The sequence below is a fragment of the Streptomyces sp. NPDC051452 genome (genome assembly GCF_044454765.1).
Lineage (GTDB): Bacteria > Actinomycetota > Actinomycetes > Streptomycetales > Streptomycetaceae > Streptomyces.
In genome coordinates this window covers 176,080-197,021 of sequence record NZ_JBITEB010000008.1, presented here as the reverse complement: position 1 = coordinate 197,021, position 20,942 = coordinate 176,080, and the positions used below count along the sequence as shown (strand labels likewise).

Below are 20,942 nucleotides of genomic sequence, written 5' to 3'. Positions count from 1 at the left end.
CCCTCCGGGAAGACCCCGAGACCTGAAACCGCGTCTCCACCCAGGGGAGTACTCCGCAGGTCGTGGCTCATCCTCCGGGAGGCCCGCCAATCGGTACGAAGGCATGACGACCGCGGGCGGCCCCGAGCCTAGATTTGAGGTCAAGCGGCGGGTGAAAGCACTCGTCCCCCGAGGCCAGACACCCGCCGCTGCCAACGACAACACAGACGGTCAGGAGAGGGACCATGGCCCACCCGGCACCGCGGCGCACGACGCTCGCTTCCCGCCGGACGGGCCGTCGCCACCCCTTGGTGGCGACGCTCATGGCCCTTCCCCTGGCGGCCCTGCTCCTGCTCGTCTTCGACGGCTGGGAGACGGTGGCCACACAGGCGTCGTCCGTGGGTGTGATGCTGGGGCGCTGAGCGGCGACCCCAGGCCCGGAAGAGCGGTCCGGGTGGGACATCCATCCATGAAACCCCGTGGGGACGGGGGTGCGGCGGACGGCACAAATGCCGGCGCAGCTGGGGAGCTGCGCCGGCATTAGGCCGTTGCCCCCGCCGTCGCCCCTCCGACACCGGGGAGGACGTCGACGACCTACGGGACCGGCGCACGGCGGACGCGCCCCGAGAACCACCCGAGCCAGGCCGGGGCACCGATGCCGCCCGAGGCGTACCGGCGTACCCTCACTGCGCACACCCCGACCTCAAAAGGCCCCCGTGAACCTCCTTGCCGCGCTCACCGCGAAGGCCAGAGCCGCCGCCCACCCGCGAGCCGGCGAGGGCACCTGCGAGTGCGGCGCCCCCGACCTGCTGGCCGACCGGCCCGATGCCACCGTCGTACGCCATGCCGGCACCGTCGCGAAGGCACACGCCCCCGGTACCGACTCCGCCGAGCTGAGCCTGCGGCTGGCCACGGCCGCGCACTGCCCCGACATCCTCCTCGCCCCGCTCGGGCCGGTCCCCGTCCCGCTGCACGACCGCCTGGTGTCCCTGTGGCCCTACGGCGCCCCCGTGGACCCCGACGACCCGGACGCCGCTCCCTGGGAGGCCGTCGCCACACTGCTGGCCCGCCTCCACGACACGACACCGCCCGCCACGCTGCCACCCATGCGCGGCCCCGCCAAGTCCGCCCAGGCAATAGCCCGCCTCCGCACGGCCCTGCGCACCACCCCCGAGACGGCCCCGGTCCCCAAGGCGTCCCCGCACCCCGCCCCGCACCCCGTCCCTTACGCATCCCCGAGCCCGATACCCCCGCTGACCGAGCCGCGTGCCGCCGCGCGGATCGTTCTCCGTGCCTGGGGCGGGCTGCCCGCGTGGGCTCGGGCGGAGGAGGCGATGCCCGGGCCGGCGCTGCTGTGCCACGGGGATCTGCACCTGGGCCAGCTCGTCCGGCACCCCGCCCCCGGCGGCCCCTGGCGGCTGATCGACGTCGACGACCTCGGCGTCGGGGTTCCGGCCTGGGACCTCGCCCGCCCCGCCGCCTGGTACGCCTGCGGTCTACTCCCGCCCGACGAGTGGACCCGCTTCCTGAGCGCCTACCAGCGGGCCGGCGGCCCGGCCGTCCCACCGGACGCCGATCCCTGGGCCGCCCTGGACGTCCCGGCCCGCGCGCTCACCGTACAGACGGCCGCGCTGGCGATCACCAAGGCGCTCGCGGCCCACCGGCCACTTGACGAGGTGGAACAGGCCCTGATCGAGGCCTGCGCCCGAATGACCTCCGCCCCGCGTCAGTTGCCCCGCGGTTTCCCGGACTAGGCTGCAACCGCCCGGGGCCGCACGGAGTCTGTCCTGGGGAAACGCGAAGCAGGACCGACCGGCGAGGAGTTGAGCCGACCATGCAGTGTCCGAAGTGCCATGCGCCGATGCACACCTACAACCGCAACGGCATTCAGATCGAGCAGTGCAGTGGCTGCCGCGGCATCTTCCTCGACTACGGCGAGCTGGAGGCGCTGACCCGCCTGGAGTCCCAGTGGTCCCAGCCCGCGCCGCCCGCCCCGCAGGCTCCCCAGCCGTACCCGGCGCCGGCCGCTCCCGTCTGGGGCGCCCCGCACGGTGGCCACCACGGGGGCGGTCACGGTCACCACGGGCACCACCGGCACAAGAGCTTCGGACACATGCTGTTCTCCAGCTGAGCACGGGCACAAAGCAAGCCCCCGGCCGTGGAGACGGCCGGGGGCTTGCTTGTCGTGTGGACGATACTGGGATTGAACCAGTGACCTCTTCCGTGTCAGGGAAGCGCTCTCCCGCTGAGCTAATCGTCCGCGGGCTGTGACCCGGGGATCACAGTCGGTGCGCGATACTGGGATTGAACCAGTGACCTCTTCCGTGTCAGGGAAGCGCTCTCCCGCTGAGCTAATCGCGCGGGTTCGGATCTCGGACAAGATCCTCGGATCCTGCGAGAAGATCCAGTGGACGATACTGGGATTGAACCAGTGACCTCTTCCGTGTCAGGGAAGCGCTCTCCCGCTGAGCTAATCGTCCTTGGAGGTGGAGACGGGATTTGAACCCGTGTAGACGGCTTTGCAGGCCGTTGCCTCGCCTCTCGGCCACTCCACCAGGAGTGTAGGGGATCGGGAAGACCCCTTCTTCCTTCGAGCGGACGACGAGGCTCGAACTCGCGACCTCAACCTTGGCAAGGTTGCGCTCTACCAACTGAGCTACGTCCGCCTGTCTTTTCGGTGCGCTTGCGCGTCCCGGCGACGTGTTGAACTCTAGCGGATTCCCGGGCCAGCACAAAAACGCGTTTACCCAGCGTGCTGCGGTGTGCTCGGGGGAGCCGACGGCCGGGGCCCCCTCCGGGACATCCCAGGGCCACCCCCGCGCCACCCGTCCTAGACTCGTGCACGTGCTCCACGACCCACCCGGCGCCCCCGCTCCGGCGCCCCTGGCCCGCTTCGGCGACCGCGTCGCCACCGGCCTCCTCGACGTCACCAGCGACCCGGCCGCCCTGGACTCCACCGGCTTCTGGGCCGTCTGCGCGGACTTCGAGGGCCGGCTGACCTGCGCCCGGTTCGCGGACGTACGGGAGAAGCCGGTGCCCGCCCCGGTGCCCGGCGGCTGGCGGGCACCGGCGGTGGGGGAGTGGACCTCCTCCCTCGACCGCGCCGCGTACACGGCCGCCGTCCGCCGCATCCGCGACCACATAGCGGCCGGCGAGGTCTACCAGGCCAACCTCTGCCGGGTGCTCAGCACACCGGTGGCCCCCGACGCCGACGTGGACGCCCTGACCGCGCTGCTGGCCCGGGGCAACCCCGCGCCGTACGCAGGAACGATCCGCCTGCCGGAGCACGGCGTGGAGATCGCCACCGCCTCCCCCGAACTGTTCCTGCGCCGCGACGGCCGGATCGTGGAGTCGGGGCCGATCAAGGGCACCGGGCGCACCGAGGCGGACCTCCTGGAGAAGGACTACGCCGAGAACGTGATGATCGTGGACCTCGTCCGCAACGACATGGGGCGCGTCTGCACGACCGGCAGCGTGACCGTCCCCGACCTGTGCGCCGTGGAGAAACACCCCGGCCTGGTCCACCTCGTGTCGACGGTCCGGGGCGAGCTGGACCAGGGGGTGGGCTGGCCCGGACTGCTCGCCGCCGCCTTCCCGCCCGGCTCGGTGACCGGAGCGCCGAAGTCGAGTGCCCTGCGGATCATCGAGGCCCTGGAGCCGGTCCCGCGCGGACCGTACTGCGGCGGCATCGGCTGGGTCGACGCCGACCGGGGCACCGGCGAGCTGGCGGTGGGCATCCGCACCTTCTGGATCGACCGCGCCGAGGGCGTCCTGCGCTTCGGCACCGGCGCCGGCATCACCTGGGGATCCGATCCCGAGGGCGAGTGGCGGGAGACCGAACTGAAGGCGTCCCGGCTGCTCGCGGTAGCGTCGGGGGCGTACGAGGAGAGCGGAAGGGCGTGCGCATGAGGATCTGGCTGGACGGCGGACTGCGGGACCTGGAGACCGCCCGGGTCTCCGTCTTCGACCACGGACTGACCGTCGGTGACGGCATCTTCGAGACGGTGAAGGCGGCCGACGGCAGGCCGTTCGCGCTCACCCGCCACCTCGACCGGCTGACCCGCTCGGCCCGCGGTCTCGGCCTGCCCGACCCGGACCTCGACGAGGTCCGCCGCGCGTGTACGGCCGTGCTGGAGGCCAACCCGATGCCGCTCGGCCGGCTGCGGATCACCTACACCGGCGGCCACGGCCCGCTCGGCTCGGACCGGGGCGAGCACGGCCCCACCCTGGTCGTCGCCGTCGGCGGGACGACCCGCCGCCCGGACTCCACCGCGGTGATCACCGTCCCCTGGACGCGCAACGAGCGCGGTGCCCTCACCGGACTGAAGACCACCTCGTACGCCGAGAACGTCGTCGCCCTGGCCCGCGCCCACCAACACGGCGCCTCCGAAGCGCTGTTCGGCAACACGGTCGGGCAGCTCTGCGAGGGCACCGGCTCCAACGTCTTCGTCGTCCTGGACGGCGAGATCCACACCCCGCCGGTCGCCTCCGGGTGCCTGCCCGGCATCACCCGCGCACTGACCGTCGAGTGGACCGGCGCCAAGGAGACCGATCTGCCGCTGGACGTCCTGGCGCGGGCCGACGAGATCTTCTTGACCTCCACCCTGCGGGACGTGCAGGCGGTGCACCGGGTCGACGGCCGGGAAGCGGCCGGCACCCCCGGGCCCGTGACCGCCAAGGCGATGCGCATCTTCGACGAGCGGTCCGGGCAGGACCTGGACCCCTGAGCCCGGCCCGACCGGCCGAGGACGGCGGCGTGCAGAGCCGCGAGTGACGGAAAAGCGGCTGACGCGGCGGCCCACGGTGGGTAGAACAGCTGTGATGACCACGACCCTGCGGCCGGCCGAGCCGCTCCGGAACAACCCCGACGGAACCCGGTCACGCCGCTACCAGGTGTGCGTCAACAGCCGTCCCGTCGGCGAGATCCACCTCGGTACGTCGCCGGCCCTCGGCGACTCGGTGGCCCGAATCCTCGATCTGCGGATCGCCGAGCCCGACCGGCGGCGCGGTCGCGCCACGGTGGCCGCGCTCGCCGCCGAGGAGGTGGCGCGCGGCTGGGGCTGCGCGCAGATCGAGGCACTCGTGCCCGCGACGGCCGAGGTCGCCCTGCGGCTGTTCGGCGCCCTCGGCTACCACGTGCGCAACCGCGGCATGCGGAAACGCCTCGGTACCGCCCCGCCCGCGCTGCCGCCGGGCAGCGTGGCCCGCCCCATGACGGGGGCCGAGTTCGCCGCCTGGCGCGACTACGAGAGCGAGCGCTACGCGCGCGAGTGGATCGAACGGGGTCTCCCGGAGGCCGTGGCCCGCGCCAAGGCGGCCGATGACCACCAGCGGCTGCTGCCGCGTGGCCTGGCGACCGACGGCATGGTCTTCAGCGTGCTGGAGCACGAGGGGACCCGTGTCGGCACGCTCTGGGTGGCGCTGGAGGACGCCGGTGCCTACGTGTTCGACGTCGAGTCCGACGCGGCGCACCGCGGCCGGGGGCACGGCCGTACGCTCATGCTGCTGGCGGAGCGCCAGGCGATCGGGGCCGGCCGGACAGTCCTCGGCCTGAACGTGTTCACGGGCAACGCCCCGGCCGAGCGGCTGTACGCGTCGCTCGGTTACGAGACGGTGAGCCACTCCCTCGCCAAGCCCCTGCCGTAGGGGCCCCGACCGGATCGGGCCGCCCGCGCCGAGCCCCTGTCGGGGCACCGGCCGGCTCAGGCCTCCCGCTCGGCTCAGGCCTCCCGCTCGGCTCAGGCCTCCCGCTCGGCTCAGGCCTCTCGCTCGGCCAGCAGCCGGTCGGCGATCTCCTCGATCCGCCCGCGCAGCCCCTCCTGGCTCTTGCCGCCGTCGAGCCGCTCACCCCCGATGACGTACGTCGGCGTGCCGGTCACGCCGATGGCCTTGCCCTCGGCCTGGTCGGCGTCGACGATCAGGATGTGCCGGCCGTCGATCAGCGCGGTGTCGAACTCCTCGGCGTCCAGCCCCAGTTCGCGGGCCACCTCGACCAGGAGGGGTTCCCCCGCACGGTCCAGCTCCGCCACCCGCTCCAGCACTGCCTCCACGTACGGCCAGCCCTTGCCCTGCTCCAGCGCCTCCTCGGCGGCCTGGGCGGCGGCGAAGGAGTGCTTGTGCTTCTCCAGCGGGAAGTGCCGCAGGCGCAGTTCCAGCCGGTCGCCGTAGCGGGCCCGCAGCGCGCGGACGTCGTCCAGGGCGGTGCGGCAGTCGGGGCACTGCAGTTCGCACCAGACGTCGAGGACCGGGGCGTCGGTGCGTGCGGGGGAGGTGTCGCTCATGCGCCCCAGTCTTCCAGGCCGGGCGCGGGCGACCCAATCGGGAGCCGGGGGGCGAAGGAGCCGGGGGGGAGGTAAAGGGGCGGAGGGCCGGAGCGCCGGGGACTCGGGGTTCGGGGTTCGGGGTTCGGACAGGGGTGCCCCGGAGATCTCTTCGCCGACCCGGAGATGCGCCCGACGACCCGGAGATCTCCCTGATGTCGGTCGCGGAGCATGGCACCACGAGGACCGGGCGGTGCAGGATGGAGGGGGATCGGACGCGCCGTTCCGCACCGGTGCGCAGCCCGCCGTTCCCGCGCCCGACCGAACCCGCCCAGGAGGACCGGATGATTGCCGAGACCGTCTGCTCCGCCGTGTCCGCGGCGGGCCTGGGTATCGCGGTGGTCACCGCCTACCGCAAGCGTTTCCTGGCGGCGGCCCGGATCGCGGCCTACTCGCTGGTGCCGGTGGGCCTGGTGATGACCGGGGTCGTCGGCTGGCTCGCCGACACCGCCCTCAGCCCGACCGCCTGGGCCGGTTTCGGAGTGCTGGGCGCGGCCTGGCTGCTCTTCGCCGGCACCCGCGCCGCGGAGCGCCGGCGTGGCGGCACCCGGGCCGAGCGCAAGGCGGCCAAGGACGCCGGCCGTGCGGCGGTGGCCCCGGCGGCCTCGGAACCCTCCCTGGGACAGGTGACCAGACCCGCGGCACGACCGACCGCGGCCCCCCGGTCCTCCGGCACGGCCGACGACTTCAGCGACATCGAGGCCATCCTGAAGAAGCACGGCATATGAAGCGAAGCCGCGCGCTCGACGGGGAGGCGCGAGGGGGAGCCCCGCGGGTGACTTTCCCGCTCACGCGCTGAAACGTCACAGTGAGTCCCGGGACGTCCGGAATCGGTCATCAGACGGACGAGAGATCACGGTATTCGGCGAACTCCGGCAAGATCCTCGCGTGTTGATCGCGTGTACCCGCCGAGTGAGCCATCATCGGCGACGAGATGCTGGACACGGAACAGAGCGAGGCCGCGCCGCCGAAGGACGAGCCGCGCGGCTGCCTCTTCGCCCTTTCCCAGCCACCGCTGATGATCTTCCTTGCGGTGATCGGGTGTCTGCTCCTCATGGCTGCGCTGCATGACCTGCTGTTGCTGTGAGCCGTACACGTCCGTCCCGGCGCCACCCGCCGGGGCCGACGTCGCAGCGCAGGTGTCAGCCCGCCGCCTCCTTGCGCCGGGCCCGGTAGGCGGCGACGTGCAGCCGGTTCCCGCAGGTGCGGCTGTCGCAGTAGCGGCGCGAGCGGTTCCGGGAGAGATCGACGAAGGCGTGCCGGCAGTCCGGTGCCTCGCAGCGCCGCAGCCGCTCCTCCTCCCCGGCCACCACGAAGAAGGCGAGTGCCATCCCGCAGTCGGCCGCGAGATGGTCGGCCACCGAGGCGCCGGGCGCGAAGTAGTGCACATGCCAGTCGTAGCCGTCGTGGTCCGTCAGCCGAGGGGTGGTGCCCGCGGCGGCGATCAGCTCGTTGATCACCCCGGCGGCGGTCCGGGCGTCGGGCGCCGCGAAGATCGCCGCGAATCGTCCCCGGACCCGGCGCACCGCCGCGAGGTCGAACTCGGAGAGCACGCCGACGTCGCTGATCTCGTGCCTTCGTACGAAATCCGCGAGCGTCGCGACGTCGGGCAGCCCGTCCGTCGCCGCGTCGTCCTCCGGGGCGGTGTTCACCAGATCCACCACGGTGTCGAGTGCGCACCGGGTGTCGTGGGTGATCAGCACATTGCGCTCCCTGGCCTGGGGGGTCGGGCCGACGCCCGCCGATGCTGGCCGATGGTAGCGACAACCGTGCCCACCGCATCGACGGCCGGCCGGCCGTCGATCGCCGACCCGCGACTGTCCGTAGAACGCCACCGGGCGTCGGCGGGTTCCCGGCCGGCCGCCGAGGGAGCCGGCGCGGACAGGCCGACGCCGTCCCGCGAACACGCACGGTGACGGCGACGGCCTGTTCCCTATGCGGTTGTCTTGGCCCGAGCCGTCTCCCCGAGTGGACGGCGCCGGGCTGCTTCGAGAGGCGGCGGCCTAGCTCTCCGCCAGGATGTGCGAGAGCTCCTGATCCAGGTCGAAGTGCCGGTGTTCCGTGCCGGGCGGCACGGCGGCGTCGGTTCGCTTCAGGAAGGACTCCAGGGCCCGCGCAGGGGCCTCGAGGAGGGCCTCACCCTCCGGGGAGCTGAGGGCGATGCACACGACGCCCTGGCCATGACTACGGGATGGCCAGACGCGGACGTCGCCGGTGCCGGTGGGCCGGTGCAGCCCCTCGGCGAGGAGGTCGCGGGCGAACACCCACTCGACGGTCTCCTCGGCTCCGGTGTGGAAGGTGGCGTGCACGGCGTAGGGGTCGGCCGTGTCGTACCGCAGGCCTGCGGGGACAGGCAGGGAGGACTCGCTCGACACAACGAGGCGCAGGTGCAGCTCGCAGCTGACCGTGGTGTTCATAAGCGCCAGGGCCTTTCGCTCAGTGTGCGCTCGGGGATTCGCACGTCGGCGAAATCGACATGCCACCTACGGTGCCGTTGTAAACCCCTCTGAGTGTTTTGCGTGTCTTTACGTAACTCTTCCGGCCGAGAACTCGTACCAGACCTACGACCATTCCGGTGACCGGATTCACTCCGGTAGGGTTTGTCTGCATGAATACGGGGAGTGACCAACCGGGCGAGGTCGTCGTGGCGGCGGCCGACTCGGGTGAGACGGGCGAGGCGAAGGCGGACGGGCGAGTGGGCGAGCAAGGCGCCGAGCGCGGGCTCGGCTCCCGCGCGCCGGAATTCATCAGGTCTCGCCGGGCCCTGCACCTGAGCTGGCAGGTCGGCGTCTTCGTGGTCGGCCTGGCGGTCGTCGTGGCCGGCGTCATCATGCTGCCGCTGCCGGGACCCGGCTGGGTGGTGATCTTCGGCGGCATGGCGATCTGGGCGACCGAGTTCGTGTGGGCCCAGCTCGTGCTGCGCTGGACCAAGCGCAAGGTCACCGAGGCGGCCCAGCGGGCCCTCGACCCCACGGTCCGCCGCCGCAACATCATCCTCACGGCGACCGGCCTGGTGATCGTGGGGGCACTGGTCGGGATCTACCTGTGGAAGTTCGGCGTCGTCATGCCGTGGAAGATCAAGGACCAGTGATCCGTCCCCGGGGACCGGCCGCCCGCCGGCCCCGCCCCTGGTCGGAGGCACCCCCTGACATGGGGTAATGTTCTCCCTGCGCCCGGGCGATTAGCTCAGTGGGAGAGCGCTTCGTTCACACCGAAGAGGTCACTGGTTCGAACCCAGTATCGCCCACCCGGACCGACGGCCCATCTGTTGAAGCAGGTGGGCCGTCGGCGTTTGGCGCCGGGGCCGTGTCGCACCCGCCGGAAATCCCGGTCCCTTTTCGGAATTCCTCCTTATCTCCGCAGCGGTACGACAAACAAGGGAATTCCGCAGGGCATCAAGTTCCCGTGCGCGCAGGCGACGTGAGGCTGTGTCACTTCCGCGTCGATGAAGAGGCGGGTGAAGAGGCGCGTGAAGAGGAAGGGCGGGAATTCCCCTCCGGTTCCCCGTCTCCGTACACCCCACGCGGTCTCCGTACACCCCACGCGCTGGCAGACTCGCCCCATGGACTGGAACCACTACCGTTTCCGCAGCCTGTGGTCCCTGCCGGCCGCGCCGGCCGCCGTGTTCGGCGCGCTGGAGCGGCCGGAGGACTACCCCCGCTGGTGGCCCCAGGTGCGGGAGGTGATCCGGAGCGACGACACCACCGGGATCATCACCATCCGGTCCGTGCTGCCCTACGCCATGACCTTCACCGCCCGGGAGACCCGCCGGGACCCCGACGCCGGTGTCCTGGAGATCGTGATCTCCGGGGACATCGAGGGATGGGCCCGCTGGACCGTCAGCGCGGCCGGCTCCGGCACCCTCGCCCGGTACGACCAGGACGTCGACGTGCGCAAACCCCTGCTCAGACGGCTCGCCCTGGCGGGACGGCCCGCCTTCCGCGCCAACCACCGGCTGATGATGCGGGCTGGGCTGCGCGGGCTGCGGCGCCATCTGCGAGCGGTTTGAACGAACGGCGTGCGGGCCTGTATTGTTCAGTGCGTTCCCGGGCGATTAGCTCAGTGGGAGAGCGCTTCGTTCACACCGAAGAGGTCACTGGTTCGAACCCAGTATCGCCCACCGGGGAAGGCCGGTCTGCGTCCGCAGGCCGGCTTTCGCATGCCCGCCCGGGCGGCTGAGGAAGCGTCACGAGAGGCGGGCAACGCCCCGCTCAGGCCGCCGCGGGCAGCTCCGGGCGCAACGGCCACTCCGTGCTGACGATCTCCTGCGAACCGCTGCGCGCGAACCACGCCTGGAGCCCGCGGGCCTGCGCCGCGTGCCAGTTCGCCTGGAGCGTGTGCAGCTCGGCGGGGGAGAGGCGCTCCAGCCGGGTCGCGAATCGGCGACCCAGGGCCCGCACGACGTCCAGCGCCGCCAGCGCGTCCGCGGCCGCGTCGTGCGCGCCCTCCAGCGTCACGTCGTAGTGCGCGCACAGGTCGGTCAGTGTGCGGCGGCCCTTGCGGTAGCGGTCCAGATGCTTGTCCAGCACCCGCGGGTCCAGCACCCTGAGCGGCACCGACGCGAACCAGCGGTCCAGCGAGGACGCCCGGTGCCGGCGCAACTCCCGGTCCAGCAGGGTCAGGTCGAACGGCGCGTTCATGACCACCAGCGGGCGGCCCATCGCCGCCTGCTCCGCCAGCTGCTCGGCTATCTCGTACATCACCGGCGCCGGCCAGCGGCCGTTGTGCTGCAGGTGTTCGTCCGTCAGGCCGTGCACCGCCGTCGCCGCGGGCGGCACCGGTACGCCCGGGTTCACCAGCCAGCGTGCCATCCGCGGCCGGGTGCCCGGCGCGTCCTGGACGACGACGGCGGCCGACACGATCCGGTCGGTCTCGACGTCCACGCCCGTCGTCTCCGTGTCGAAGGCGGCCAGCGGCCCCTCGTACCAGGTCGTCATCTCCACACAACTCCTCGTTCACCCACGGCAGATGGCATTCCGTCTTCTGCCTGTTTGGTGATACCCGGGCCGTTTGCGCCGTACGCCGCGAGGAGACAACAGGAGTACGGGTCTTTGCAGTTCAGCGGCCCGCAGCAGGAAAACACTTGGCTCGGAAGGCTGTTGGTCATGGCCATAGCGCAGCCCGAGCGCGGCGGGCTGCTGCCCGAGCGCACGGGCACCCTCCGCGGCACGCTCGCCACCACCGCCTGCATGGAGACCCTGCAGGTCGGCTATCTGCACGCGGTCGCCGCCGCGGCCGGCTGCTCGCTGTCCCAGCCCTTCCCGGACAACGGCATCGACTGGCACGTCAGCCACAGCGCCCCCGGACACCTGGTGGACGACGAGGTCACCATCAAGGTGCAGCTCAAATGCACCTACCAGGTGGCACCGAACCCCCCGGGCAGCTTCTTCTCCTTCACCCTCGACAACGACCATCTGCGCAAGCTCGCCCGCACACCCGTCTCGGTGCACAAGATCCTGGTCGTCATGCTCGTTCCGCGCTCCCAGGACGACTGGCTGCGCGCCGGCCACGACCGGCTCGACCTCAGGCACTGCTGCTACTGGGTCGACCTCGCCGGCCACCCGGTCACCGGCCGGCACCGGACCACCGTGCGGATCCCGACCTCGCGCATCTTCGACGACCGGGCGCTCTGCGAGATCATGACGCGGATCGGGACGGGAGGCAGGCCATGAGCAGTCGTCCGTACGACGGGCCGGTCCGGCAGGTCCGGCCGCACCCCGACGAGCCTTCCTGGCACCGGCCCCCGCAGCCCGCCGCCGTCGACCCCGCCGTGCTCGGCGCCCTGCTGCACCGGCACGGGTGGCAGCGGCGCGGGGGAGCGGCCGGCCGCTACGGCCGCTGGACCCCGCCCGGGCCGGGCGGCGGCGGGACCAGCCTGCTCGTGCCCGAGAGCCGCGCCTTCCCCGACAGCGACGATCTGCTGGGCGAGGCCCTGGACGCCCTCGCCCGCAGCGAGACGCCCTCCGCGCGCGAGGTGCTGATCTCCCTCGCCGTGCCCAGCGACGAGATCCGCTGGTGGCGGGACACGCCCGGCGGGCCCGTCGGCGCCGCGCCCTGGCCGGCCGACGAGCAACTGCGCGCCGCCGCCCGGCAGATGCTGCTCGCCGCCGCGCTCGCCACCCGGGCGCGAGCCGGGTACCACGGCGCCCGCCACCGCCGACCGGCCGCGGCCCTCCTGGCGGACGTCCTCGTCGGGCCCGCCGTCGAGGGCCGCACCCTCACCGCCTTCGCGCCCGTCCCCACGTGTCGCTCCCTCGCCGTCCGCCTCCACCAGGCGCTCTTCGCCACCCGCGAGGCCATCGACTACCGGCGGGCCACCGGCGGGATGGACGTCTTCGACGGGGCGGTCGAGGCCGGCGTCAGCCGGGAACTGACCGAGGCGCTCACCGTGCTGGTGCGCGGCACCGAGGGCGCCCGCATCGCCGTCGCCTGGGCTCCGGCCGCCGGGGTGCCCGAAGGCTGTGCCGCCGGCCCCGAACCCGTCGAGTTCTCACCGGGTGACCTGCCCGTCCTGCGCGAGGCCGCGGCCCGCTACCTGTGCACGGAACCCTCCGTGCCGGTCCGTGTCACCGGCGCCGTCGTCCGCATGCACCGCTCCGGGCCCGGCGGCGAGGGCACCGTACGCCTGCGCGTGCTCGCCGGCGCCGAGGTCCCGCATCTGCGCGTCACCCTCGACGAGGAGGACTACCGCGTCGCCGGCCACGCCCACCTCGTCGGACTGCCGGTGCGGGTGCACGGCCGGCTGGAGCGGCGCGGCGGGTTCCGCAGGCTCACCGGCGCCTGCGGGGTCGTGCCCGTCGAGGTGGACGCCGGCGAGCGGGACCGGCTGCTGAAGTCCCTCCGGGAGAACCCCGACTTCCTCGAGGAGGCGTGCGGGGAGGCCGGCGAGGACGGCGACTGAGGCCGCGCGGCGAAGGGGGCGTGCGCGTAAGGGGACGTGGACCGACGGTGACCGTTTCGCGGTCGGCGCCATCGGGTCGGTACGATCGCCTGTGCGCGCGCTCCGGGTATGGCGCCGCACCCCACCTTCAGTCAGGAGAGACCGGTGTCAGACGTCCGTGTGATCATCCAACGCGATTCCGAGCGGGAAGAACGCGTGGTGACGACGGGCACTACGGCCGCCGACCTCTTCGCGGGCGAGCGCTCGATCATCGCCGCGCGGGTGGGCGGCGAGCTGAGGGACCTCGCCCACCCGCTGTCCGACGGAGACGAGGTCGAGGGCGTCGAGATCTCGTCCGAGGACGGCCTGAACATCCTGCGCCACTCCACCGCGCACGTCATGGCGCAGGCCGTGCAGGAGCTGTTCCCCGAGGCCAAGCTGGGCATCGGCCCGCCCGTCAAGGACGGCTTCTACTACGACTTCGACGTCGAGAAGCCCTTCCACCCCGATGACCTCAAGGCCATCGAGAAGAAGATGCAGGAGATCCAGAAGCGCGGGCAGAAGTTCTCCCGCCGCGTCGTCACCGACGAGGCCGCCCGCGAAGAGCTGGCGGACGAGCCGTACAAGCTGGAGCTGATCGGCCTCAAGGGCTCGGCGTCGCACGACGACGGCGCGGACGTCGAGGTCGGCGCCGGCGAGCTGACGATCTACGACAACCTGGACGCCAAGACCGGCGAGCTGTGCTGGAAGGACCTCTGCCGCGGTCCGCACCTGCCCTCCACCCGCCTGATCCCGGCCTTCAAGCTGATGCGCAACGCGGCCGCCTACTGGCGCGGCAGCGAGAAGAACCCGATGCTGCAGCGCATCTACGGCACCGCCTGGCCGTCCAAGGACGAGCTGAAGGCGCACCTGGACTTCCTCGCCGAGGCCGAGAAGCGTGACCACCGCAAGCTCGGCAGCGAGCTGGACCTCTTCTCCATCCCCGAGCAGATCGGCTCCGGCCTCGCCGTCTTCCACCCCAGGGGCGGCATCGTCCGCCGCGTGATGGAGGACTACTCGCGCCGCCGCCACGAGGAGGAGGGCTACGAGTTCGTCTACACCCCGCACGCGACGAAGGGGAAGCTCTTCGAGACCTCGGGTCACCTGGACTGGTACGCCGACGGCATGTACCCGCCCATGCAGCTCGACGAGGGCGTGGACTACTACCTCAAGCCCATGAACTGCCCGATGCACAACCTGATCTTCGACGCGCGCGGCCGCTCCTACCGCGAACTGCCGCTGCGTCTCTTCGAGTTCGGGACCGTGTACCGGTACGAGAAGTCGGGCGTCGTGCACGGCCTGACCCGGGCCCGCGGCTTCACCCAGGACGACGCGCACATCTACTGCACCCGTGAGCAGATGTCCGAGGAACTGGACACCACCCTCACCTTCGTCCTCGGCCTGCTGCGCGACTACGGCCTGACCGACTTCTACCTGGAGCTGTCCACCAAGGACCCGGAGAAGTTCGTCGGCTCGGACGAGGCCTGGGAGGAGGCGACCGAGACCCTGCGCAAGGTCGCCGAGAAGCAGGGCCTGCCCCTGGTTCCCGACCCGGGCGGCGCCGCCTTCTACGGCCCGAAGATCTCCGTCCAGGCCAAGGACGCGATCGGCCGTACCTGGCAGATGTCGACCATCCAGCTCGACTTCAACCTGCCCGAGCGCTTCAACCTGGAGTACACCGGCCCGGACGGCTCCAAGCAGCGCCCGGTCATGATCCACCGCGCGCTGTTCGGCTCCATCGAGCGGTTCTTCGCCGTCCTCCTGGAGCACTACGCGGGCGCCTTCCCGGCCTGGCTCGCCCCCGTCCAGGCGATCGGCATCCCGATCGGCGACGCGCACGTGGAGTACCTGGAGAAGTTCGCGGCGGCCGCCAAGAGGCAGGGCCTGCGCGTGGAGGTGGACTCCTCCTCGGACCGCATGCAGAAGAAGATCCGCAACGCGCAGAAGCAGAAGGTGCCCTTCATGGTCATCGCGGGCGACGAGGACATGTCGAACGGCTCGGTGTCCTTCCGCTACCGCGACGGTTCCCAGGAGAACGGCATCCCGTTCGACGACGCCATCGCGAAGATCGCCGACGTCGTGCGGGAGCGGACCCAGGTCTGACCCGCCGGTTGCGAAAGGCCCCCGGGGTTCACCGCCCCGGGGGCCTTCGTTCGTCGCCCTGGCGGGAGAAGGTCTGCATCAGCCAGGACGAGAACGAGCCCGTCACCGCTCCCAGCAGGCCCAGCCCGCACGCCATCATCCCGGTCGCGATCACCCGGCCCAGCGGGGTCACCGGGGTGACGTCGCCGTAGCCGACCGTGCTGAGCGTGGACGCGGCCCACCACACGGCGTCGCCGAAGGTGTGCATGGTGGACCCGGGGGCTCCGCGCTCCTGCTGGTAGACCGCGAGCGCCCCGGCGAAGCCCAGCAGCAGGGTGGACAGGCTCGCGTAGGCCATCACCCGCGCGTACAGGGACAGCCGGGGCTCGCGCCGCCGGCGCTGGATGACGTCGTAGAGGGGAACGATCCGCAGCGGCCGCAGCAGCGGCAGGAGGACCACCACCGTGTGCAGGAAGTGCGTGGCGACGAAGTGGGCGAAACGCTGGCCGCTCAGCCGCCGGCGCACCAGGTAGTCCGCGGCGAACAGCGCCCAGAGGGCGAGCATCGCCAAGCGGCACAGGTCCCGCCACCCAGCCGACAGGTCCACGGCCAGTACCTGGGTGGCATAGGCGGCCATGAAGACCAGCGACGCCAGGAAGAGCGGAATCTCGGTGCGCTGCTCCCAGCGGGCGTAGGGGGTGTCGTCGTCCACCGGCCAAGCTTGGCCGGAGAGCGTCTTCGGGACGCCCCGGCGACACGCCGCGAACGGGCGAAGCAATATGCTGCGTAGCATGACGAGTGAGCCGGAGCAGCAGATCGGAGTGGGGACGCAGGACGCGTTCCAGCGCCTGTGGACGCCCCACCGGATGGCCTACATCCAGGGCGAGAACAAGCCGACCGGCCCAGGAGCCGAGGACGGCTGTCCCTTCTGCTCGATCCCGGCCAAGTCGGACGAGGACGGGTTGATCGTGCGCCGCGGCGAGCACGTGTACGCGGTCCTCAACCTGTACCCGTACAACGGCGGCCACCTGATGACCGTGCCCTACCGGCACGTGGCCGACTACACCGAGCTGACCGCCGCGGAGACCGTCGAACTGGCCGAGCTGACCAAGCAGGCGATGGTGGCCCTGCGCACCGCCTCCGGCGCGCACGGCTTCAACATCGGGATGAACCAGGGCACGGTGGCGGGCGCCGGCATCGCCGCCCATCTGCACCAGCACGTCGTCCCGCGCTGGGGCGGCGACACGAACTTCATGCCGGTGGTCGGCCACACCAGGGTGCTGCCGCAGTTGCTGGCGGACACGCGCACGATGCTGGCGGAGGCCTGGCGCGCGTAGCCGGACGGTGCCCTCCGCCGAGGGCACCGCTCACGCGTCGTACACGTCGGCCTTGCGGGGCGTGGGGTCCTGGACGTTGCCGCTGAGGAACGCCGAGCGGGCACCGAACTTCTCGGTGTCCACGCCGTTCTCCCGCAGCACCTTGATCGCCGCCGAGTGCACCACCCGCAGCACCGGCGTGGCCGCGCGCAGCGCGTCGTCGGCCATGAACCGGTGGCGCCACGGCTGGTCGGCCCAGGCGTGCCGCAGACCGAACGGCTCGGGCAGGCCGAGCGAGCCGCCCAGCCACTTCAGCAGCGGCGGGTACCAGGTCAGCGGGGCGCGCGCGGCGAGCCGCACCACCTCGTCCGCGTCCACCAGGGGAAGCTTGATCGTCCGGTTCTCCCACGGCTTCAGGGACTTGGCGACCTCCCTGGTCGGCGCCGTCGGCTTGGTGGTGAACAGCGGGTTCACCGGCCCCAGCGCATGTCCGGTGACCTCGATGCGCAGCGTCTCGTGCAGCACGGTCACCGTGATCAGCATCGTGATGACCAACTGGCCGTCCCACAGCGTCCACTGCACGCCCAGGTAGTGCCGGTCACCGCTGCCGAACTGCTGCTTGTTGCAGATCTCCTGTATCGCGTGCGGCTTGACCTGGAACGCCTCCACGTCCGTGCCCTCGGGCCGGGACACCGCATCGGCCTTCTCGCCGATGGGCGTGACGATCCAGTGCCGTATCGACGGCTTGGGGAAGCCGCCGGTGTTCAGCGGGCCGCGCTCCAGCAGGGCCAGCTGGTCGTGGATCGCGCGTATGACGTCCCAGCTGCGGAACGGGTGGATCTCCCGGGTGGAGTCGGCGGGCACCAGGTCCTCGGCGAGCTGCCAGGAACCCCAGCGGGTGCCCATCCCGAGTATCCCCTTGGGGCCGGCGTAGAAGACCGAGTTGGACTGCTGCTCGGCGCTCAGCCGGGCCAGGGACTGACGCAGATCCTCGGCGGCGGTCTGGCCGGGCCCGCGCGGCACGGCCTCGGGGACCTTGGCGCCGACGCTGGTGCCCGACAGCAGACCCTGCCAGCGGACCCGCAGATCCGCTGCGGTGCTCTCACAGATCCGCTTGGCCCAGAACCAGCCCAGCACCGGCACCACGACGCACGCACGGGCATACCAGGCCCAGAAGCCGCCGAACGGCATCTTGACCAGGAACAGCGCGGCGAGCAGACCGACGCCGGCCAGCAGCACGGTGCCCAGCGGGCCGGCCCGCTTGTCGTCGCGCCTGGCGATGAACGCCCGCAACTGGAAGACGAGCAGCCACACCAGGAACCCGGGCAGGAAGAGCAGACCGCACACGACCGTGACGGCGCTCAGCCGGTTGTCGCGTTCCCGGCGGATGTTGTTGGCCGCCAGGCAGTGCTCCACGACGAACTGGGGCTCGGAGCCGAAGGACTGGATGAGCGCCCCCCGGCCGGGCGCCAGCATCCGGTCGACCACGGCCCGCGAGAACGCCTCACCCAGATTCGGCCGGAACAGCTTCATGCGACCGGCCTTGACGGTCGACTGGTGCCACTCGTTGTCCGCCTTCTTGATCTCCTCGACCGGGCTGTCCCGGTACGCGGCGGAGGCCAGCGCGGACGTCGCCGCCTGCCCCTCGTCGCCCGAGACGGGCACCTGGGGCCCGTCCCACTCCGTTCCAAACGACATTCCCGCCCCCATCACCGCCGGCGTCGCTCCTGCGGCCTTCCCGACTTCCTCGCCCCGCACACCTGTGGGGCCGGCCGCCGGTTCGACAGCGGACCACTACCGGACGGCCGCGGCACCACGTGATCAGGTCATCAGCGTATCCGCCGCCACCGACAACCGGCGGGCGGACGGCCGAAGCCGCCCGCCCGCCGGTCCGGAGCCGGACGGCCCGACTACCCGCCGTCGCCCGCCTGTTCCCGGATCCGCTCGGCGATCTGCGGCGGCATCGGCTCGTGCCGGGCGTACGTCCGGTCGAAACGGGCCGTGCCGTGCGACAGCGAGCGCAGGTCCACGGCGTACCGGCCGATCTCGAACTCGGGCACCTCGGCCCGGATCAACGTCCGCCCGGAACCGACCTGTTCGGTGCCGAGCAGCCGGCCGCGCCGGCTCGACAGATCGCTCATCACCGGGCCCACGTAGTCGTCGCCGACCAGGACGCTCACCTCCGCCACCGGTTCCAGCAGATGGATCCTCGCCTGCCCGGCGGCCTCCCGCAGCGCCAGCGCGCCCGCGGTCTGGAAGGCGGCGTCGGAGGAGTCCACCGAGTGCGCCTTGCCGTCCACCAGCGTGATCCGGACGTCGATGAGCGGGTAGCCGGCGGCCACCCCCCTGGCGGCCTGCGCCCGCACGCCCTTCTCCACGGACGGGATGAACTGCCGGGGCACCGCGCCGCCGACCACCTTGTCCACGAACTCGACGCCCGAGCCGCCCGGCAGCGGCTCGACCTCGATCTCGCAGATCGCGTACTGCCCGTGGCCGCCGGACTGCTTGACGTGCCGGCCGCGCCCGGCCGCCTTGTGCGCGAACGTCTCGCGCAGCGAGACCCGGTGCGGTACGACGTCGACCTGGACGCCGTAGCGGTTGCGCAGCCGCTCCAGGGCCACGTCCGCGTGGGCCTCCCCGAGGCACCACAGGACCACCTGGTGGGTGTCCTGGTTCTGCTCCAGCCGCATGGTGGGGTCCTCGGCGACCAGCCGGCCCAGCCCCTGGGACAGCTTGTCCTCGTCCGCCTTGCTGTGCGCCTCGATGGCGAGCGGCAGCAGCGGATCGGGCATCTGCCAGGGCTCCATCAGCAGCGGATCGTCCTTCGCCGAGAGCGTGTCGCCGGTCTCGGCGCGGCCCAGCTTCGCCACGCACACCAGATCACCGGCGACGGCCTGCGTGACGGGCCGCTGCTGCTTGCCGAAGGGCATCGACAGGGCGCCGATCCTCTCGTCGACGTCGTGGTCCTCGTGCCCGCGGTCGGCCAGGCCGTGCCCGGAGACGTGCACCGTCTGGTCGGGGCGCAGGGTGCCCGAGAAGACCCGGACCAGAGAGATACGGCCCACGTAGGGGTCGGAGGAGGTCTTGACGACCTCGGCGACGAGCGGGCCGTCGATATCGCACGGCTTCAGCTCGCGCGGGCTGCCGTCGACCGTGGTGACCTCGGGCAGCGGATGCTCGAACGGCGTCGGGAACCCACCGGTGATCAGCTCCAGCAGCTCGACCGTGCCGAGGCCCTGCCGGGCGCCCTCCGCGGCGGGCGCGGCGGCCAGCACGGGAAAGAAGCGGCCCCGGGCGACGGCCCGCTCCAGGTCCTCCACGAGCGTCTCGACGCCGACCGGCTCGCCGCCCAGATAGCGGTCCATCAGGGTCTCGTCCTCGCTCTCGGCGATGATCCCCTCGATGAGCCGGTTACGGGCCTCCTCGATGCCCGGCAGCTGGTCGGCGCCGGGCTCGGACTCCTTGCGCTCCCCGGTCGAGTAGTCGAACAGCTGCTGGGACAGCAGCCCGATCAGCCCGGTCACGGGCGCGTGCCCGTCGGGACCCTCCGGGCCGCGCAGCGGCAGGTACAGGGGCAGCACGGCGTCGGGGTCGTCGCCGCCGAAGGCCTCCGCGCAGACGCGGGTGGTCTCCTCGAAGTCCGCGCGCGCGGACTCCAGGTGGGTGATCACGATCGCGCGCGGCATCCCGACGCTCGCGCACTCCTCCCACACCATCCTGGTCGAGCCGTCCACCCCGTCCGAGGCCGAGACGACGAACAGGGCCGCGTCCGCCGCTCGCAGACCGGCCCTGAGCTCTCCGACGAAGTCGGCGTACCCCGGGGTGTCCAGGACGTTGATCTTGATGCCGTCCCATTCCACCGGCACCAGGGACAGCTGTACGGAGCGTTGCTGGCGGTGCTCGATGTCGTCGTGGTCGGAGACGGTGCCGCCGTCCTCGACGCGGCCCGCCCGGTTCACCGCCCCGGCGGTCAGCGCGAGCGCCTCCACCAGGGTCGTCTTACCCGATCCGCTGTGGCCGACCAGCACCACGTTCCGTACGGACGCGGGGTGGTCGGCCGCCAAAGCCCTGCCGGCGGCTCCGGGATGTGACTGCGACTTGTCGCCCATGATCCTGCCTCCCGTGCACGGTGAGGTCACTGTGGGCGCGGACACGCGGGACCCGCGTGTACTGGCGGCTCCGACGAAGCCCGCGGTCATTCGAGCTTTCCACTCCCGTCACGCCGCGTCCATACGAACGACCGCGTACACCACCCGGGGCCACCGATCGCGCCGCGGCCGGCGCTCGGGTCGCGGGCATCCCGCGCGCGGCCTCACGGACCGGTTC

At 72.0% G+C, this 20,942-nt stretch carries 21 protein-coding genes and 7 tRNA genes; 16 read left to right on the top strand and 12 right to left on the bottom strand.

The window, feature by feature from the left end:
• Positions 1-224: 224 nt before the first annotated feature.
• The 3 genes from ACIBA9_RS20715 to ACIBA9_RS20705 all read left to right on the top strand — a co-directional run bounded on the left by ACIBA9_RS20715 (position 225) and on the right by ACIBA9_RS20705 (position 2,110).
• A complete protein-coding gene (locus ACIBA9_RS20715) occupies positions 225-401 on the top strand; it encodes a hypothetical protein (RefSeq protein ID WP_399364879.1) in 177 nt (58 codons plus the stop codon).
• Between the two features lie 294 nt (positions 402-695).
• Positions 696-1,733 (top strand): phosphotransferase family protein, encoded by a 1,038-nt coding sequence (locus ACIBA9_RS20710; RefSeq protein ID WP_399364877.1) that lies wholly within the window; start codon positions 696-698, stop codon positions 1,731-1,733.
• 80 nt (positions 1,734-1,813) lie between these two features.
• The gene (locus ACIBA9_RS20705; protein ID WP_399364875.1) at positions 1,814-2,110 is read left to right on the top strand and encodes a zf-TFIIB domain-containing protein; all 297 of its coding nucleotides are present in this window, start codon (positions 1,814-1,816) and stop codon (positions 2,108-2,110) included.
• Between the two features lie 57 nt (positions 2,111-2,167).
• On the opposite strand, the gene ACIBA9_RS20700 is transcribed toward ACIBA9_RS20705, so the two are convergent.
• The 5 genes from ACIBA9_RS20700 to ACIBA9_RS20680 form a co-directional block, all read right to left on the bottom strand.
• Positions 2,168-2,239, bottom strand: a tRNA-Val gene (locus ACIBA9_RS20700).
• Positions 2,240-2,268: 29 nt separating this feature from the next.
• A tRNA-Val gene (locus ACIBA9_RS20695) sits at positions 2,269-2,340 on the bottom strand.
• Positions 2,341-2,387: 47 nt separating this feature from the next.
• Positions 2,388-2,459 (bottom strand) — tRNA-Val (locus ACIBA9_RS20690).
• Position 2,460: 1 nt separating this feature from the next.
• Positions 2,461-2,534: transfer RNA gene (locus tag ACIBA9_RS20685), tRNA-Cys, on the bottom strand.
• 38 nt (positions 2,535-2,572) lie between these two features.
• Positions 2,573-2,645 (bottom strand) — tRNA-Gly (locus ACIBA9_RS20680).
• Between the two features lie 178 nt (positions 2,646-2,823).
• On the opposite strand from ACIBA9_RS20680, the gene ACIBA9_RS20675 reads away from it, so the two are divergent.
• The 3 genes from ACIBA9_RS20675 (at position 2,824) to ACIBA9_RS20665 (ending at position 5,625) form a co-directional block, all read left to right on the top strand.
• The gene (locus ACIBA9_RS20675; protein ID WP_399364873.1) at positions 2,824-3,888 is read left to right on the top strand and encodes a chorismate-binding protein; all 1,065 of its coding nucleotides are present in this window, start codon (positions 2,824-2,826) and stop codon (positions 3,886-3,888) included.
• Entirely contained in the window at positions 3,885-4,706 is an 822-nt protein-coding gene (locus ACIBA9_RS20670) for an aminodeoxychorismate lyase (protein WP_362160249.1), read from the top strand. The genes ACIBA9_RS20675 and ACIBA9_RS20670 overlap by 4 nt, the downstream gene beginning before the upstream one ends.
• A 94-nt stretch (positions 4,707-4,800) precedes the next feature.
• The gene (locus ACIBA9_RS20665; protein ID WP_399364871.1) at positions 4,801-5,625 is read left to right on the top strand and encodes a GNAT family N-acetyltransferase; all 825 of its coding nucleotides are present in this window, start codon (positions 4,801-4,803) and stop codon (positions 5,623-5,625) included.
• Positions 5,626-5,735: 110 nt separating this feature from the next.
• On the opposite strand, the gene ACIBA9_RS20660 is transcribed toward ACIBA9_RS20665, so the two are convergent.
• Positions 5,736-6,260: a DsbA family protein gene (locus tag ACIBA9_RS20660; protein WP_399364869.1), complete on the bottom strand. Its 525-nt coding sequence runs from the start codon at positions 6,258-6,260 to the stop codon at positions 5,736-5,738.
• Between the two features lie 323 nt (positions 6,261-6,583).
• On the opposite strand from ACIBA9_RS20660, the gene ACIBA9_RS20655 reads away from it, so the two are divergent.
• Together ACIBA9_RS20655 and ACIBA9_RS20650 are read left to right on the top strand one after the other, a co-directional pair.
• Positions 6,584-7,027 (top strand): hypothetical protein, encoded by a 444-nt coding sequence (locus ACIBA9_RS20655; protein ID WP_399364867.1) that lies wholly within the window; start codon positions 6,584-6,586, stop codon positions 7,025-7,027.
• Positions 7,028-7,233: 206 nt separating this feature from the next.
• A complete protein-coding gene (locus tag ACIBA9_RS20650) occupies positions 7,234-7,386 on the top strand; it encodes a hypothetical protein (protein ID WP_235458847.1) in 153 nt (50 codons plus the stop codon).
• Positions 7,387-7,441: 55 nt separating this feature from the next.
• On the opposite strand, the gene ACIBA9_RS20645 is transcribed toward ACIBA9_RS20650, so the two are convergent.
• The gene (locus tag ACIBA9_RS20645; RefSeq protein WP_362159964.1) at positions 7,442-8,002 is read right to left on the bottom strand and encodes a CGNR zinc finger domain-containing protein; all 561 of its coding nucleotides are present in this window, start codon (positions 8,000-8,002) and stop codon (positions 7,442-7,444) included.
• Positions 8,003-8,302: 300 nt separating this feature from the next.
• Positions 8,303-8,716: an SsgA family sporulation/cell division regulator gene (locus tag ACIBA9_RS20640; protein WP_004002642.1), complete on the bottom strand. Its 414-nt coding sequence runs from the start codon at positions 8,714-8,716 to the stop codon at positions 8,303-8,305.
• 191 nt (positions 8,717-8,907) lie between these two features.
• Between ACIBA9_RS20640 and ACIBA9_RS20635 the strand changes: the two genes are divergently transcribed.
• The 4 genes from ACIBA9_RS20635 (at position 8,908) to ACIBA9_RS20620 (ending at position 10,419) form a co-directional block, all read left to right on the top strand.
• Positions 8,908-9,390, top strand: a complete 483-nt coding sequence (locus ACIBA9_RS20635; protein ID WP_399364865.1) for a TIGR02611 family protein — start codon at positions 8,908-8,910, stop codon at positions 9,388-9,390.
• An 84-nt stretch (positions 9,391-9,474) separates the two neighbouring features.
• Positions 9,475-9,546: transfer RNA gene (locus tag ACIBA9_RS20630), tRNA-Val, on the top strand.
• 315 nt (positions 9,547-9,861) lie between these two features.
• On the top strand, positions 9,862-10,308 hold the full coding sequence (locus tag ACIBA9_RS20625; RefSeq protein WP_399364863.1) for an SRPBCC family protein: 447 nt from the start codon (positions 9,862-9,864) through the stop codon (positions 10,306-10,308).
• A 39-nt stretch (positions 10,309-10,347) separates the two neighbouring features.
• A tRNA-Val gene (locus ACIBA9_RS20620) sits at positions 10,348-10,419 on the top strand.
• Between the two features lie 91 nt (positions 10,420-10,510).
• Here ACIBA9_RS20620 and ACIBA9_RS20615 read toward each other — a convergent pair.
• Positions 10,511-11,236 carry a 3'-5' exonuclease gene (locus ACIBA9_RS20615; protein WP_399364861.1) on the bottom strand — a complete coding sequence of 242 codons (726 nt, stop codon included), beginning with the start codon at positions 11,234-11,236 and terminating at the stop codon, positions 10,511-10,513.
• Positions 11,237-11,404: 168 nt separating this feature from the next.
• Between ACIBA9_RS20615 and ACIBA9_RS20610 the strand changes: the two genes are divergently transcribed.
• The 3 genes from ACIBA9_RS20610 (at position 11,405) to thrS (ending at position 15,321) form a co-directional block, all read left to right on the top strand.
• Positions 11,405-11,971 (top strand): DUF4365 domain-containing protein, encoded by a 567-nt coding sequence (locus ACIBA9_RS20610; protein WP_362159955.1) that lies wholly within the window; start codon positions 11,405-11,407, stop codon positions 11,969-11,971.
• Positions 11,968-13,200, top strand: coding sequence for a hypothetical protein (locus tag ACIBA9_RS20605; protein ID WP_399364859.1), 1,233 nt, complete (start codon positions 11,968-11,970; stop codon positions 13,198-13,200). Before ACIBA9_RS20610 ends, ACIBA9_RS20605 begins: the two co-directional genes overlap by 4 nt.
• 144 nt (positions 13,201-13,344) lie before the next feature.
• A complete protein-coding gene (gene thrS, locus ACIBA9_RS20600) occupies positions 13,345-15,321 on the top strand; it encodes a threonine--tRNA ligase (protein WP_399364857.1) in 1,977 nt (658 codons plus the stop codon).
• Positions 15,322-15,349: 28 nt separating this feature from the next.
• Here the strand turns inward: thrS and ACIBA9_RS20595 are convergent, their stop codons facing one another.
• Positions 15,350-16,012: a potassium channel family protein gene (locus ACIBA9_RS20595; RefSeq protein ID WP_399364855.1), complete on the bottom strand. Its 663-nt coding sequence runs from the start codon at positions 16,010-16,012 to the stop codon at positions 15,350-15,352.
• 67 nt (positions 16,013-16,079) lie between these two features.
• Here ACIBA9_RS20595 and ACIBA9_RS20590 point away from each other — a divergent pair, with 67 nt between their 5' ends.
• Positions 16,080-16,637: an HIT family protein gene (locus ACIBA9_RS20590; protein ID WP_399364853.1), complete on the top strand. Its 558-nt coding sequence runs from the start codon at positions 16,080-16,082 to the stop codon at positions 16,635-16,637.
• Positions 16,638-16,667: 30 nt separating this feature from the next.
• Here the strand turns inward: ACIBA9_RS20590 and ACIBA9_RS20585 are convergent, their stop codons facing one another.
• Positions 16,668-18,314 (bottom strand): hypothetical protein, encoded by a 1,647-nt coding sequence (locus ACIBA9_RS20585; protein ID WP_362159942.1) that lies wholly within the window; start codon positions 18,312-18,314, stop codon positions 16,668-16,670.
• 212 nt (positions 18,315-18,526) lie between these two features.
• On the bottom strand, positions 18,527-20,725 hold the full coding sequence (locus tag ACIBA9_RS20580; protein ID WP_399364851.1) for an elongation factor G-like protein EF-G2: 2,199 nt from the start codon (positions 20,723-20,725) through the stop codon (positions 18,527-18,529).
• Positions 20,726-20,942 lie beyond the last annotated feature (217 nt).